Raw genomic sequence first — 15,266 nt, 5'->3', positions numbered from 1 at the left:
CTGCACGCGCCTTGATCTCACTTGTGCGCTGAACACACGCCAAGCTCGATCTGCGCTGCGGTGCCGACGCCCCGCGGTGAGTAGGCGCCCGGCACCGAAGCAGACTGCCCATTCGATCGGTGCTCCCGCGGCGGCTGGCCGCCGGACCTACCGCCTCAATCCATTCACCATCGCCGCTGTCCACCTGACCGCTGCACGCGGAGCCAGCGAAGAAGGCTACTCATCTCGCACGCCGTACTCGAAGCGGAGCACAATGACTGACGACCAGAGACAGCGAACCCTCACCTCCCATGTTCGCTCTGCCGGGCATGCACTTCGGGCATCGTCGCCGAGCGGCCCCGCATCGTCCGGGTCCGTGCTCGACATCCTGGCAACGGACCCGGCCTCGACCACATCCGGCAGACCGCCGGACTCCGGGGCTTGCCAGGTGTACCCGATCCGCTACGCCTACCAATGGACCGACACCTCGACCGGGGCACGGCGGACGGTCACGGCGATCAGCCGCGACGACGCCTACGAATCCGCCGCCGGGATCCGCCGGATCCAACAACGCCACCACTGCGGGCCCGACGCCGCGGTGCTCAGCGGCTTCGTGCAAGGAATGTGGTTGGACGGCGACATCACCCCGACCGCGGCGACCGGTCTCCACACCGTTCTCGACGCGGACATCGCAGCCCAGATCTGCCGGGAAATCTTGCAAGACATCGCCGAGGGTATCCTCCCCACCGATCTCAGCCACTTCGCTGAGCTGCACGACCACGTCGATGCCAACCTCTACGCCGACGGCCACATCAACGCCCGCGAACAACTATCCGGCCAAGGCTTTAGCGAGTTCATCGGCTCAGTACAGGATGTCGTGACGAGTTGGCTGCAAGCCGGTCGGCCGCTGACCTTCGCCGTCGCACCACCGGTCGGGCCGGTGATCGTTCAACTCCATCCGCCTGTCACCTATCCCGACGCCCGTAGCCTGGCCGACCTTCCGGCGCCCGTCTCCCACAGCCTGCAACCGCCGCAGTATCGCGCTCTCACCGCCGAGCCTGCCGGCTCGGTGGAGGTGCTCCAGCAAACGAGCGTTACCCATGTCACGGTGGATGGCGCCACGGCAACCACATATCACCTTGTCCCGGACGAAGCCCGTTGGCGCACAGCCTCATCGACGTCCCAACCGGCAGACCGATGGGTCTACCACGGCCCTGTCGGCTACCGCGGTGTCCTCACCAAGGACTATGACAGCATCCACTGGGGAACCATCCTGCCACCAGGCGGCGGACGAGGATCACTCGATAATGCGCAACTCAACACCAACCTCGCAGAGTCCAAACTGGCCGTGGAGGGGATGGTGGCCATCGAGGCCGGAACCCACCAGGGGCGTCCGCTCGTATGGACCCGATCCGGGCCCGACCCCGGTTTCGAGGCCGTCGAGGTCCACGATTACGAGGGCCCTTTCGACTTCTTCGCGGTCGTGCGCGTCGGTGAGGACGGAGTTGTCCGGCTGAGCGTCTTCGGCCGATGCGAGCCGGTATGCCAAGGCGAACCGGTCGAATCGGTGAACAGCGGCAAAGCAGACGCCATCGCCGTCATCCAGACGCTGATCGGCTCGGCCACCCAACTCGAGACATACACCGCCACCTCAACCCGACCGGCCCCGCGGCCGTCCGAACACTGAACGCCGCGGACCACTGATTCCACTCGTCTGCCAAGTGCCCTGCACTGTCGGTTGTCGTCCGGTTTGGGGCCAGTCCTCTGTGCAGGTGCCGATACAGGGTGTAGCTGAGGCCCGGGGTGCGCGGCACGCACCCGTGCGTACTCGCTGCCGTGAAGGGTGATCGGGGCGGCAGTTGCCTGTAGCGCGACCAACAGCGGCCGCCCGACGGAACGCGAGAACGCGAGGGGCGCACCGACCTCGTCGTGGCGTCGTTGTCGACAACCCGGCCCGACCCTCTGGTCGCCGCGTATCGCGGTCGTTGGCCTCATCTATTTCCCACCACTCCGAAGGCATTTATGACGAATTCTGTCGATCGCGCCAACCACCTCGACCGCATCCCTCACCGGTCCGCAAATCGGAGGCGCCGCCCCAACCGCATGCGCTGGCAGGCACACGTCGGGCGAATACGCTCGGAAGAGCAGGCCGACGAAAAACAGGGAGGCGCGTCAGGGCCGAAGCGGGTGGTGCAGATGTCGGGCGGCATCGGTTCTTTCGCCGCGGCGGTCCGCGTGGCAGAGCGGTACGGCACCAGCAACATGGTGCTGCTGTTCGCCGATACCCTGGCTGAGGACGAGGATCTGCACCGATTCCTGTCGGACGCCGTCGACTACCTGGGAGCGCCGCTGGTGCGAGTGTGCGATGGTCGCACGCCGTGGGAGGTGTTCGCCGATGTCCGGTTCATCGGGAATTCGCGCTTGGCTCCGTGCTCGAAGTGGCTCAAGCAGGTCCCCTGCCGCCGCTGGTTGGAACAGCACTGCGATCCGGCCGACACCGTCCTGTATGTCGGGCTGGACTGGGCCGAGCGGCGGCGTGAACCCGGAGTCGTCCATGGGTGGGCGCCGTGGCGAGTGGAGTTTCCCATGGCCGAGACTCCTTATCTGACCAAGGAGCAGATGCTCGATGACTGCCGCTCTCGCGGATTGGTGCCGCCGCGGTTGTACGAGCTGGGCTACAGCCACAACAACTGCGGTGGGGTCTGTGTCCGCGCAGGCCAGAGGCAATGGCGCCACACCTTGCGCGTGTTCCCCGAACGCTTCGCCGAGGCCGAACGACAAGAAACCCAGCTGCGAGAACTGCTCGGAGACCATTCGGTCCTCACCAAGCAACGCGGCGGCGTGAAATACACACTGCCCCTGTCGGAATTGCGGCGGAGCGCCCAGAGCGCACCCCCATCGCGCACCACCGCCGCCTAGCCAGTGTGCACGCACCGCGTGTAGCACCAGCCGATGTCCCGGCCCGTTGCTCCGTGGAAGCGGCCGGACCGACCAAGACTCGACCGATCGCAACGCCGCACGTCAGCGTGAAGGTGCGCCCTGGGCTGCCCTACGGGACACATCGCCGATCGCCCGACTCGCATCCGGTGGCGGCCGCGACCTCACACGCTGATGCCATCGCGGGCCTGTCCTTCGAGGTCGAATCGTTACCGGTGTCGCAGTAGCGGGGACAGCCGGGCGCAAGCGAATGCCCGTCAAGTGCCGCGCTATATCTGTGCGGGTTGAAATATGAGAGGGTGCATGTTCGAGAACATCGCGGTTATCGAGCGGGCGAAGGCGACCGCATACGCCTACGACATCGGCCCATTTCTGGACGCGTTCGAGGCGGTAGCGTTCGGGGAATTCTGGAGCAAGTTCGGACGGCACGAGTCCAGAGAAATGCAGGGCGCACTCGGCAGGGCTTACAACTCCGATAAGCGCTATTGGGTGTGCTGGCACGCCGAGGGCAAGAAGCCTGACGACGGCACGGCTTATCAGCGTGTGCGCGCGGCTCGGGCATTGGTCGAACTGCTGCCTTCGGTGGAGGCGGACGACTCGACCAAAAGCTAGCCGTACTCCGCAATTTCACCATGATCAAGCGGAAAGCGAGACCGTCCTTGCCATCGAACGTGCTGTTTCACGCAACAGCCGTCCGGCGACGGATCGAGCCGCCCATGGGTAACTCCCTTAGGCGTCTCGGTTCACTCTGTCCTCGGACTGCGGACGCCGCTACTTCGCTCCTATCCCTGGGATGCGCGGAGGGGCGGACGAGGTGAAGGTGTGGAAGTGGATCACCGCGCGGAGCGGCGCACCTCGCGCCTAGAGGTAATTGCGAGGATAACCTATGGATACAGATAGGATCGCGGATATCAAGCTTTCCGCGCGAACACATAAGCGATTGGAACTGTGGCGATTTCGAACTACCGGCGACTTGGTCGACCGTACGGAATCGGATCTGCCCGACATTCCCAACTTCGGGCCGGAAGCCATGGCCGAAGTGAAGGACAGCCTGCACGCACGTGGCTCGTCGTTGAAGAACGTCCCGGCAGTCCACCCCATGACGCCCGAGTTGCAGGCCGCACTGGAGGAGTTCCGCACGGTGTGGTCTGCTCACGACACGTCCGGAGGATTGGCGCACCGGTTGAACTGTGAGGAGGCCGAACCGTTGGTTCGACTGCTCGCCTTGTTGGGCGTGGTCGACGCGGCGAAGATCTGGCTGGACTACAAGGCCGCCGACGCGTGCGAGGACCGTCAGCATTCGGACGTCGAGAAGGTCGACGCGCGGTGAACGAGGCGTTGAGGCAGCTCGCGAACCAGATCCTGCCGAAGCTCGTCGAGGTACACGCCGAGGTGGAGCGGTGGCAGGGCGAGAACAAGACCACCTGCCACTATGCGGTCGTGCAGATCAGACGTGAGCTGCGGCAGGCGGTTCACGAGTTCGAGCACATGGCCCGCGGGGAGCACACCCCTGCGTACTTGACGGCGCTTGAACAATTCCGCAGTCAGATGGGGTCGGATGCATGACCCGGGCTGCACCTACCGCAGCCCGACCGTCCCCGCCGCATCGACGACGGCCACGGCGATTACACCGACACCGACGCGAATAGCGCTGCATTACAACAATATTCGCGTGCGGTTCGATCGCCGATTGAGCAGTGCACCTCGTGTGTCGGCGAACCTCTCACCCCGCCGCCATCACCACGCCTGTACGTCATATAGGCGGCCGCGGTTGGGCCGGGGCGGTGGCCACCCGCAGTGGCGGACAGTCAACATCTCACGTCCCAGCAACCACCGAAAAGGCGGTGACAGGCGATCTCCCGGCTCCCTGCCCTGAAATTGCGCTCGACGTCGGAACCGCCGTCGCAGCGCGGCCTCGAAGCACTCAGGGCGATCGCTCAGCGTCTCTACGACGCGCTGACCACCAAACGATGTCGCCGTAGCGTGCACGCCGCATGGCCGACCAGCAACGGCCCGCCACCGACGAGGAAGCCGCACCTCTGCAGCAGCAGTTGACCACCGCCGGCAGGTCTACGGTCGCATCGAATCGGACCCTGGTTCCCGGGATTTCCTCGAAGAAGTGCCCGCAGCGCCCCGTGTCGCCGGTGCGCCGTGGTCCAGTACTGTCGGTCGTGGTTGGCGGTAGTCGTTCACCCGTGGTTAAACGGGACTGCCCCACTGAGGATCTGAATAAATGCAACTCAAATCCCTTTCGAAAGGTCTTGCTATGGAGCCCGCCACTGCAGGCCAGCCGCTCCCGCTAATCCTTGTTCGCACCACCAGCGACGCGCAGATCCTTTCGATCACCGAATGCCCCAGCTACGAGTTGCTTTTCGAGGTTCTGGACTCCTATCACTCACCGCTGCCACCTCAGGGCCGCTCGGCAATTACCGAAGCCGCCACGAGCGCCGTAACTTGGCAGTCTCTCGAACCAGCGCCCGGAGAGGCCCATCTCCAGCGGATGGTCACATATCGGGTCGTGCACCGACCGCGGCAAGATCAAGGACACCGCGCCGCCGCACAAGCTGCCGCCGACTGGTGGGCCCAGCAGCTGAGCGCGCCGACACTCGTCTCCGCCGCGCCGGGCCAACCAGTACATCCGACACAACCGAGCGCCGTCGTCGCCGCCAGGCTGCGTGCCGACGCGCACACGATCACCAGTGACCAGTTGGCCGCATTCACCGCCTACTTGACTGAAGCCATCTACGCCGAGCTCACCGCGCGCTACAGAATCACTCTGCGCGTCGATTACCGTCCCGACGGCGCGCTCACGGCTGCCGCGGACGCGGCGGGAATCGACTCGTCGCGGTTTCCATGGAAGTCGAACAGCTACGCCGACGCCGACCACGTCACCACCGTAAGCGGTGACGGCGCAGTGACGCAGGTGCTCTGGCATGTGCCCGGTTGGGTGCATCCGCCTTGCGGCTTCCAGCCCTCGAACTCCGCGACAGCGGGCTACCAGCCACGCCGCTGCGGGCGAGCGAAGTACCACCAGGGCGAACACGGCGATTGGCATGCCCAGTACGGCAACTGATCAGCCAGCTCAGGACTATCAGTTCAATCCATGTGAGCCGGGACGCGCACCACACCGGACACCTTCCGCTTCATGCCCCGTCGGCATGAAACAGTGCAGCCGCATCCCATCTGCGGCGAAGGGTCCCTCGGACCAGCAGTATCCGTCGTAGCCGTCGCACGGCCGGAGTGAGCCAGGTCGCGCATGCCCCGGCGGTGCGCAGTCAGATTCTCGCGTCGCCTCGCTTCAGACAGTGAGCGGCGATTCGCCGCGCTTGCAGTTCGCTGCCCTGGAAGCGCGCTCGACGCCAGTCTGCCTTTCGCAGCGGCGGCCGCAGGCGACGCCAGATTTTGTCGGCGCGCACTTTATTCGAAAGGACGCATCATGCATAGTTTCCGGACCGTGGACCAGTGGGTGGCTGCCATCGCGCCCCTGACCGAGTCCGGCGGGTGGACCGCGTTGGCGGGGGCGCCGACCGAGCGCCGTTGCACTGCGTATCTGATCGGCCCTGGTCCCCGACGAGAAGATCCAAGTCACACTCGTACACGATCGCGACGGTGCACCGACCGGATTGCTGGAATGCGAGGCCTGTTTCGGTGAACTCGCGGACTTCGCGGTCCGGCACCAACTCTCGGCCACTACGCTGCCTGCGACACCTCCCACGATCCCGCGACGATCGCGGCCGGCTTGAGCGACCCGCGCATTCCTCGGATGCGGGAAACGATCGCCGAAGCGCATGCTGTGCGGGTATCGGCGTGGCAGAAGAAGCGCGAGACCGTCACCTCTGTCTTGACCCGGCGCCTGCCGAGCACCAACCATACCGTCAGCGACGAATCCAGCGCTCCCGCCTATCACTTCGGGTCGACCGGCGACCCGGTCTCGGGGAGCTACACCATCGGCGAGAACGGCGACACCCAGCTCATTGTCCGCGCATCCGTATCCGCAGCCGTCGCTATCGCCCCAGAGTCATCGACGAACAACGCAACCGCGCCGCCCGCGAGGGTGCCTGACACAGGTTGCTGCTCCGCTTCCGGCCCGACCAGGGTGTGTTCTCACCGGCATCCGCTGCGGAGCGGCCTGGCGCAGACCGGTCTCATCCAGCTCCCGCACTGGTCCTGCACACGAGCTATAGCGCCATTTCCCGCCTTCTCCAACACAACCCACCCGTGCATACTCGCCGATCCTCCCGCCACCCCCGAACTGACCGCGGTCAGGAGCACCTCATGAATGCCACCGATCCCGCTGCTGCTCATCGCCTGCCGGGCACAGGCTCCGCCCGCTACGCAGGTGCCGTGGCAGCGGCTCTTTCGGCGACCTACGCCCCGGGTGACCACACCATCACGGTGCGACCGCCGGTCGCCGGAATCGCCGCCATCCACGTCGATGTCCACCGCAGCCCTTTCCGGTTCGTCATCGACGTCGCGGCAGCCGACGCCGTGCGGATCGCCGAATTGCTGGCCGAGCTCACCGCACCCGAACCCGGCCCCGTCGGCCACGACTGGGTTCAGCTCGGCCGTGAGGGCTTCTACGCCGGTCTCGAGCACCCCTCCCCGATGTTGCACAAGAAAGTCGCTCCGTTCCTTACCGACCCGGGGGCCGATCCAGACCTCGTTGCCGAGATCATCACGCAGTACCGGCAGGGCTGGGACGCAGCCTCCGAGGACAGTGCACGGGCAGGGCTTCCCTACTCCTACACCGCACCCAACCAGCCGCCACCACCACGCCGGCCGGTGTATGTCGTGTGGGACCTCGACCTGGACCAGGTCGCCGCGATCCTGCTCGACCAAGCTGCGACCGTTCAGCGTCTTTACGACGCCCTCACCGCCGACGGTCGCCGCCGTCGCGTGCACGCAGCCTGGGTCGACCAGCAACGGCCCGCCACCGACGAAGAAGCCGCACCCCTGCTGCGGCAGTTGACCGCCGCAGGCTACCGACCGCACGTACTGGCAGCCATGCCGAAATGACCACCCATCGGATGTATCTCGGTCGCCGGTCCGCCCCGCGGTGCATCGCTGCCCGCCGGCCAGACACTGCGATCACTGAACTTGCGAGGCCCTGCCATGACCGACTCTCCCGACGTACTCGACGCGTCCGATCTCGAGCTCGCCCGCGTTCTCACCGCCTGCCGAGACGGTGACCACGCCCTCACCGACAGCGAGTCCCGTACCGTCGCCGCCGCGTACGCCCAACAGCACACAACTCTGCAGCACTGGGGTGCGGGCATCGATGTCGCCCACACCACCCGCCTGATCGAAGACACGCAGTGGCTGCTCGACGCGGCCGCCGTCGTGCGCGATGACGCCGACCCGCACCGCTACCCCGACGAAGCACGCAACGCCCTGTACGCGTTGCGCGACTACTTCCGCAGCCGTGCCCGCGTGCGGCCTACCCTCGCGGACTTCAAGCGGGAACTGGCCCAGATCTACGCCAGCGAGATCGAGTTCCTGCGCGCCCGCGGACATTCGCCCCGTGTCGAAGTGACCGGCCACGGCGCCGGATTCACCGGGCTGGTGGTCGAACTCGACGACCAGCATGAGCTCTACGCCACCAATGGTGAGTCCGGCTTGGTCGGCAGCGAAGTCGATGAATCACCTGGGCCATGGTCGATCGGCATCTACGACCGCCCCACCGGCCACACTCTCACCAACGCCACCGATGCGCATTTCGCCACCGCGTACGCCACCGCGGTCGCCGCCGTCTCGCGACCCCGCACAGACACCACTGCGGCCCATCGCGCAGATCGCGCACCTGCTCTGGACAAGGAAATCTCACCGATGAAAACGACACTGCGACTGCCGAACACAATCGCCGATCGGCTTCACCAGATCGTCGGGGTGGACAAAGAGGGCTGCGTCGTGATCGACGACGGCTCCACGAGTCTGGTGACCCTGACACCGTGCTGCCACGCCTACGGAAAAGGCTCGGCCGACTCGCCGACAGGTGTCGTGTGCCGTGCCTGCTACGACATCGTCGATATCAAACACGCTGGAGGCGGCGCCGATATCGCCATCGGCCGCGACGACCTGAACATCATCATCGAATCCTGAACCGCTCCCGGCTCCCGTTTCGCTCGGAGTGGTTCAGGTGTGACGGCGACTCCCTTTTGCGACTTACACCCTCGGGATGAATTATGACCGACTTGGATGGGTTGTTCGATATCGCGGTGCCGACCCGGACCGGCAGTGGTACCGATGACGAGACGATGCTGCTGGTCTGGTCTTATGGAATGGGTGCCGAGTCGACCGCCGCGCTCGTCCGGACAATACTGGACCCGACTTTCCGGCACCCGTGCCTGCTGCCGGATCTGTCGAACCTTATTGTCGTGACCGCGCAGACGGGTGACGAGTTCACCTCGCTCGCTGAGCTGGTGGAACGTTACGTGCTGCCTCTTTTCCGGGCCCACAATATTCGCACCGTCGAGGTCGCTCGCGCGGGTCCGCGCAATGAGGACGGAATCGTCGTCTTGCAGGACACCCGCCAGCCGGAGCGCATGCATTTCGACGCTAAGAAGCACGGCTTCTACGCTCTCAGTGACGAGAACCGCGCGAACGCTGTCCAGCCGCAGCGCAGCGGAAAACGGAAATGCACATTGAAATTCAAGGGCTGGCCCATGGATACGTGGCGCGACCGTGAACTCGGGACCCGGCCGTATTTGCATGCGATCGGCTACAACGCCGAGGAAGAAAATAGGATAGCCCGAGAGTCCGTCCTCGATCTGGGTGGGCACCGGCAGATGGTCTATCCCATCCATGACGTCCGGTGGACGCGGCAGCATTGCCGTGAATATCTCTACGAGCTCTTCGGCGTGTGGTGGCCCAAATCGCTGTGCCGGGAATGCTGCTTTGTATCGAAACTCGAGTGGCCCGACCAGCTCGCGCGACTGCAGGCCGAACCCTCCGAATCATATCGGCATGTCGTCGATGAATACGTCACCCTAGCACTGAACGCGAAATCCGGGCTGTTCGGCCCGGAGGACACCTTGACCGAGCGGCTACGCGCCGCGGGTGCGCACGCGATCCTCGAGCTCGCCGAGAACGAGATCTTTCACAGCCCGTGGGCGCTGTATCGGCTGCGGCGGGTCTACTTCGCTCCCGCCACCGCTCGGCGATCAGTCGACGTCGCACTGCGAGGCACGCGCGAACACACCCAGCAGATGCTGCAGCGGCTCGCGGGATCTCTCGGTATCCCGACCGTCACCGACGCCCGTCACCACACCCGGCTATGGCTGGCGCAGCGCCCACCACAGTCGACCACATACCCGCAAGTCGAGTGCTTCTACGTCGCCATTCCCGCCTTGGTGGCCGACAAACAGCCGCCGCGATTCGAAAACCACTGGGCCGCACACGCCTCCGACCAACTGCGTGAACTCGACATGACCGCTGCCGACCACCTCCACCGCTGCGGGCCTCCCGCCGCCAACCCGGCGCGGACACCGCCGGTGGCTGCCCGCGCATAGCTCACCTTCTGCGCAGCTCACACCATTGCATCGCCGTGAGGTCTGCGCCCTGTGTGAGCCGACGTTGTCCGCTGCGGCCTCGACCCAAGGAAACGCCATTGAATTCCACTGCGTACCAGCTCGAATGTGACCCGACCAAGTATCCCCGTCGACTCGCGTGGGCTCTGTTGTCGGTGGCCGCCCGCGGACCGGCGGACGCGTTGTGGCAGCTGGTCGCCACACACGGCGTCACCGACACCGCGGCGATGCTCGCACGCAAGAACGCCGTGGGTGTCGACCGTTCGATCCTGCAACGCGCCGCTGCCGGCCACGCGGCGCGGCTGTTGGCATCCCATTACGCCGCCGGGGGCCGACTGGTCACGCCCGATGATGACGAATGGCCTGCCGACATGCTGCCTCCAGGTCCGGTTGCCGACCCGGACTCGGAGTTCGTTGCGCCGCTGGCCTTGTGGGTGCGGGGCGCACCGTCTCTGCGTGAGGTCGCCGACAGCGCGATCGCCGTTGTCGGTACCGCCCTGGCCACCGACTACGACGTCATCGACGCGACGGTCGAGCACCTGCACCGCCAGGGATGGGGCCTCTGCGGCACCGGCGCATTCGGTACCGGGGCACGTGTGCTGGCCACCGCGCTGCGCGTCGGCGCACCGACCCTCACCATCCAGCCCAGCGGCGCGAACCATCCGCATCCGCACCAACACCGCGAACTGTTCGACAAACAACTCGAAGCCGGTGGCCTGATCGTCAGCGCCTATCCTCCCGACACTCGATTCGCGGGCTTGGGCAGAGACTATCGGGCTCAATTGGTCGCAGCGCTGTCACGCGCCACCGTCGTCATCACATCCCTGCACCGCGGTGGCGCCTGCACCACTGCCCGGTGGGCATGGCGGCTGTCGCGTCCCGTGTTCGCCTACCCAGGCTCGGAAACCGACCCCGTCACCCGTGGCAACAACCGGATGATCCGCGACCGCACCGCTATCCCTCTGACCTCCCCCGCCGGCATCACCGCCGCCCCCTGCGGCATCCCAGCCACCTCCGCGAAGGACTCCACATTCCAGGATCCCGCCGACGACCACACCCCGTGCAGACCTCCCAGCTGCGACGGACCCCGACTCGGAGCACCGGCAGATGGCGAGGAATTCCAGGTGTCCTGGAACATCGAGATCACCGCCGAAACCCCGCTCGCCGCGGCCCGCGAGGCGCACCGCATCCAGCAGACCCAGCAACTGAGGGCCACGGTGTTCCACGTGACCGACTCCCACGGCACAACACACCGAGTCGACCTCCGCGACGAGGACAACCCGGCCACCGGCGGTCGGCGTTGACCCCGCGCACCGCCTGCCTGGCGCACACGGCAGCGCCGCCCGAAGCGACCTTCTTCGCCGGTGCACAAACGCCAAGCGAGTTCAGTACACCGCCCAGCTCCGGTGTCAGCTGGTGGCAGCAACGCAACTCGCAACTCAGCGCCGCACTGGAACAACCAATCCGCCCCTACAGCACTTAGAGGATCGCTGATGCCCGAACTCATCTACGATCGCGACCGCATCACCGCTAAGCTCAACAACGGCGGCACGATGGCCGAGATCGCCCAGCGACTCGAGCAGTGGCAACCGACCGATAACCACAACGGACTCGTTTTCGTACGCGACCTCATCGACGCCGCTCCCTGCGACCTGTGGCGGCTGGATATCGAGGACGTCGCCCTGGTGGTTTTCGCCGCGTTCAGCTGCGACGAAGACGGCTTCTTGATCCACAACGGCGAATTGACCCTGTCGATGATGGTCGATGACCTGTTCCAGGTTTCCGACCCCGGCCTAACCAGCATCCACGACCTCACCGATCTCACCGAACTACAGGACGGCCGGCAACGACTGTTCGCACTCGTGGACGCCATCACCGATCGCCTCAACGCGGTCCTCACCCTGCTGATGCGCTTCTCCCGCCGCCGAGCCCACCCGCGGGCCGATGAGACAGCCCCGTCGCCGTCGCTCTCGGCCGGTGATCAGGCGCCGCCAGCAAGCTCCGCGCTCACGACCTGAACGACCATCTCGACGCGACCGTGTCATCGTGAAATCGGTCTCGGCCCAGATCGCCTTCGGCGGCAATCGCACCATCCTCGAGGCGAGTCGACGACATCCGCTTCAATGCTATCGCCGTACCGCAACGCGAGGCGTTCGCCTGTCACCCTGCCCCACACCGCCGCCACCACCTCGTCGAGACCGACAACATCTGTACGGATCCGGCGCGCGGAGGCGGGCGACCACCGACCGGATGTCGGCCCACGCACCATGACTGCGATCGTCTGGCCTGCGCCGAACACGGCCACCACCGCCCCTGGAAGTCCAGCTTCTTCGGCTCACTGCGATCACAACGCCTGATGAACCACCCCCATGACCTGGCTCGCCCGACATCGCCCGGACAGACCGCACGACAGCGACCCGGGTCTCGTCGAGGTAGTGCGCGAAGCCGGCGCTGTAAGCGAATGGGAGCACAGCAACGCTTCCGCGAGGGGCATGACCTCCATCGGTAGTCGCGTTGCCGGGTGCCCGCAACAAGTTTCGCCCTCTGCAGACCCGTACGCCCCGTCGAGCGCCTCACGACCGCGCCTTATCGAGATCTCCCTGCCCCCGGCCCACGAGTGGCGCGACAGCGCGGTCGCCCCGCTCACCAACCCGAATTATTCCGAATGGAAGGAAATGAGGACCGATGACTACCTTCATCGACGACGCCACCACGGCCGAACCGGATACCGATCCCACCGAGAGCATCGGTCTCGGCGAGCACTTCAGCGACGAGGACCGCGAGCATCCCGACGAGGATCGCAACGACACCTCCACCGACAACGACACCGCCGAGCCGGACCAGATCTCCGCTCCCGGCGACGACGGTGAGCCGCGCACCGCCTTGGAGGTGCTCGCCGACCTCGAACCGGCCTATCCGAGCTACTTCGCCGATCCACGCACGCTCGTGCGGGGCCCCAACCGTCCCGAGAAGCCCGACGACGCCGACTTCGACGCCGATCTGGCCAGCAATGGCAACTACTTGCCGATCATCGTCAGCGTCATCGACGGACAGCTGGTCGTCGAGGACGGCTGGCACCGGACCCGCGCGCTGCAGCGCGCCGCCGGCGACCAGCCGCAGGAGAAGATCCGCAAGGCGTGGATCATCGCCCTGCCTGCCGACACCGACGCCAGCGAGAAGCAGCGCGTCATCAAGCGGGTGCGCCTGCAGTTCTCCACCGGCAAATACCGCCTTACCCAGGACGACGCCGACCGCCTCGCCGCGGCCGCGGCCCTGTTCGAGGTCAAGGCCACCGTGAAGGAGATCGGCGCCAACCTCGGAATGTCGGCCAAAGAAGTCCGCGCATACCGGAAAGTCGCGAATTCGGCGACCGCAACCGCCCGGGTTCTCAGTCACCAGTTCGACATCTTCCACGCCGCCGACGCCGACCGCTACGCCGACGATCCCGACAAGACCGCCCGGCTGATCCAGGCCGAGCTGGACGGCCTGTTCGACCACGTCTTCGCCGAGATGGTCGCCGAAGACGAAGCGCGGGCCGCCGCCGAAGCGGCCGCCGCCGAAGCCGAGGCCACCCGCCAGCGTGTCGCCGCCGCCCTCGAAACGGCGTCCACCAGCTACGCCGATCGCGGATTCGTGGTCTTCGCCGAGTTCCCGGACGATCCCGAGAACTGGCTGCCGCTCGAGATGCTGCTGACCGCCACCGGTGAGCGCGCGAGCGAAGCCGACGCGATGGCACACCCGGACGCGTTCGCGGTCGTGCTCACCCAGCGGATCGTGCACGCCGAGACCGGCGAACCCGTCGACCCCGACTCCATCGACGACTACACCCGCAGCTTCCCTGAAGCGACCGCCGATCCCGGACTCCTGCACATCCGGGACGTGCGCGAGGAAGAAGCTTTCGAGCCCAGCTACTTCTGCCTCGACCTCGACGCCGCCGACCTCACCATCGACCCGAACGAACTGCCCGCCGATACCGAACCCGACGACGGCAGCGATCACGCCGTCGATGGCGACACCGGGCCCGGGGAGACGATCGCGCAGCGCTACGAACGCGAGGAGCGCGAGGCCGCGGAACGCGCCGCCAAGATGAACCGGACGCGGGTGCTGAATATGAAATCGGTTGCCGCGGCCAAGGTCCGACGCAAGTGGATCGTCGAGAACTGGTTCACCAACAAGAAGACGATCCCGGCGGGCATGGGCGCGCTGATCGGGCTCACCGTGGCCAAAGGTGATCTCATCGACCGCTACCACGCCCGGCAATTGGCCGCCGAACTCGGCGCGCACGTCTCCGGCGCTCGCGAAGGTGCCGGTGTGCAGGCGCGCGACAACGCTGGGCTGCTCTACACCGCCGTTCGAGTCGTCGCGGCGCTCGAGGCCGACATCCTGCCCAATCTCGAGGCCAGTGAGGCCAAGGCCAGGGGCTGGCGGGGAGCACGCGAACCCCTGTGGGCCGACTACATCGGTCTGCTGGCCACCGACGGATACTCCGCCGCACCCTACGACCGGATCCTCACCGGTGAACTCACCGCCGACCAGGTCTACGAGGGCGTCACCGAACCCGCTGCCGCCACTGGCACCGAGGACGCGGGTTCCGCCACTGAGGACGAGGCCACCACCGACATCGAATCGGAAAGCGCAGACGCTGGTTTGGAGGTCGCCGAGCTCGACACCGACCTCGTCAGCGATGGCGAGGAAATCGGTGGCGAGGACGAGGCCACCGGTGAGCACATACCGGCTACGGCTGCCTGAGCGCTGATCTCGTGTGTTCCGTCCCGACACCCGGGACGGAACACACCTCACCACCGACCACGCGCATCAGGCAAG

12 protein-coding genes are annotated in these 15,266 nt (G+C 66.0%); all 12 read left to right on the top strand.

Features of this window, described 5'->3' with window-relative positions; translation table 11 throughout:
• Positions 1-607 precede the first annotated feature (607 nt).
• Entirely contained in the window at positions 608-1,666 is a 1,059-nt protein-coding gene (locus IU450_RS36210; protein ID WP_195154226.1) for a hypothetical protein, read from the top strand.
• Positions 1,667-2,175: 509 nt separating this feature from the next.
• Positions 2,176-2,898 carry a hypothetical protein gene (locus IU450_RS36205; RefSeq protein ID WP_195154225.1) on the top strand — a complete coding sequence of 241 codons (723 nt, stop codon included), beginning with the start codon at positions 2,176-2,178 and terminating at the stop codon, positions 2,896-2,898.
• 321 nt (positions 2,899-3,219) lie between these two features.
• Positions 3,220-3,528 carry a hypothetical protein gene (locus tag IU450_RS36200; RefSeq protein WP_195154224.1) on the top strand — a complete coding sequence of 103 codons (309 nt, stop codon included), beginning with the start codon at positions 3,220-3,222 and terminating at the stop codon, positions 3,526-3,528.
• Between the two features lie 274 nt (positions 3,529-3,802).
• Entirely contained in the window at positions 3,803-4,246 is a 444-nt protein-coding gene (locus IU450_RS36195; protein ID WP_195154223.1) for a DNA-directed RNA polymerase subunit alpha C-terminal domain-containing protein, read from the top strand.
• Entirely contained in the window at positions 4,243-4,482 is a 240-nt protein-coding gene (locus IU450_RS36190; RefSeq protein WP_195154222.1) for a hypothetical protein, read from the top strand. Before IU450_RS36195 ends, IU450_RS36190 begins: the two co-directional genes overlap by 4 nt.
• Before the next feature lie 700 nt (positions 4,483-5,182).
• The gene (locus IU450_RS36185) at positions 5,183-5,989 is read left to right on the top strand and encodes a hypothetical protein (protein ID WP_195154221.1); all 807 of its coding nucleotides are present in this window, start codon (positions 5,183-5,185) and stop codon (positions 5,987-5,989) included.
• A 1,271-nt stretch (positions 5,990-7,260) separates the two neighbouring features.
• Positions 7,261-7,932 (top strand): hypothetical protein, encoded by a 672-nt coding sequence (locus IU450_RS36180; protein WP_195154220.1) that lies wholly within the window; start codon positions 7,261-7,263, stop codon positions 7,930-7,932.
• Between the two features lie 96 nt (positions 7,933-8,028).
• Positions 8,029-9,015 (top strand): hypothetical protein, encoded by a 987-nt coding sequence (locus tag IU450_RS36175; protein ID WP_195154219.1) that lies wholly within the window; start codon positions 8,029-8,031, stop codon positions 9,013-9,015.
• A 101-nt stretch (positions 9,016-9,116) separates the two neighbouring features.
• On the top strand, positions 9,117-10,424 hold the full coding sequence (locus tag IU450_RS36170; RefSeq protein ID WP_195154218.1) for a hypothetical protein: 1,308 nt from the start codon (positions 9,117-9,119) through the stop codon (positions 10,422-10,424).
• 98 nt (positions 10,425-10,522) lie between these two features.
• Positions 10,523-11,746: a DNA-processing protein DprA gene (locus tag IU450_RS36165; protein WP_195154217.1), complete on the top strand. Its 1,224-nt coding sequence runs from the start codon at positions 10,523-10,525 to the stop codon at positions 11,744-11,746.
• 189 nt (positions 11,747-11,935) lie between these two features.
• A complete protein-coding gene (locus tag IU450_RS36160; RefSeq protein ID WP_195154216.1) occupies positions 11,936-12,460 on the top strand; it encodes a hypothetical protein in 525 nt (174 codons plus the stop codon).
• Positions 12,461-13,127: 667 nt separating this feature from the next.
• On the top strand, positions 13,128-15,191 hold the full coding sequence (locus IU450_RS36155) for a hypothetical protein (protein WP_195154215.1): 2,064 nt from the start codon (positions 13,128-13,130) through the stop codon (positions 15,189-15,191).
• Positions 15,192-15,266 lie beyond the last annotated feature (75 nt).

It is taken from the genome of Nocardia abscessus, assembly GCF_015477775.1.
Lineage (GTDB): Bacteria > Actinomycetota > Actinomycetes > Mycobacteriales > Mycobacteriaceae > Nocardia > Nocardia abscessus_A.
The sequence above is the reverse complement of the archived record's forward strand: the minus strand, read 5'-3'. Positions and strand labels throughout refer to the sequence as shown.

Coding starts and splice junctions, on each gene's coding strand:
- IU450_RS36195 (WP_195154223.1), top strand. CDS start 3,803: ATGGATACAGATAGGATCGCGGATATCAAGCTTTCCGCGCGAACACAT.
- IU450_RS36155 (WP_195154215.1), top strand. CDS start 13,128: ATGACTACCTTCATCGACGACGCCACCACGGCCGAACCGGATACCGAT.
- IU450_RS36160 (WP_195154216.1), top strand. CDS start 11,936: ATGCCCGAACTCATCTACGATCGCGACCGCATCACCGCTAAGCTCAAC.
- IU450_RS36175 (WP_195154219.1), top strand. CDS start 8,029: ATGACCGACTCTCCCGACGTACTCGACGCGTCCGATCTCGAGCTCGCC.
- IU450_RS36185 (WP_195154221.1), top strand. CDS start 5,183: ATGGAGCCCGCCACTGCAGGCCAGCCGCTCCCGCTAATCCTTGTTCGC.
- IU450_RS36200 (WP_195154224.1), top strand. CDS start 3,220: ATGTTCGAGAACATCGCGGTTATCGAGCGGGCGAAGGCGACCGCATAC.
- IU450_RS36205 (WP_195154225.1), top strand. CDS start 2,176: ATGTCGGGCGGCATCGGTTCTTTCGCCGCGGCGGTCCGCGTGGCAGAG.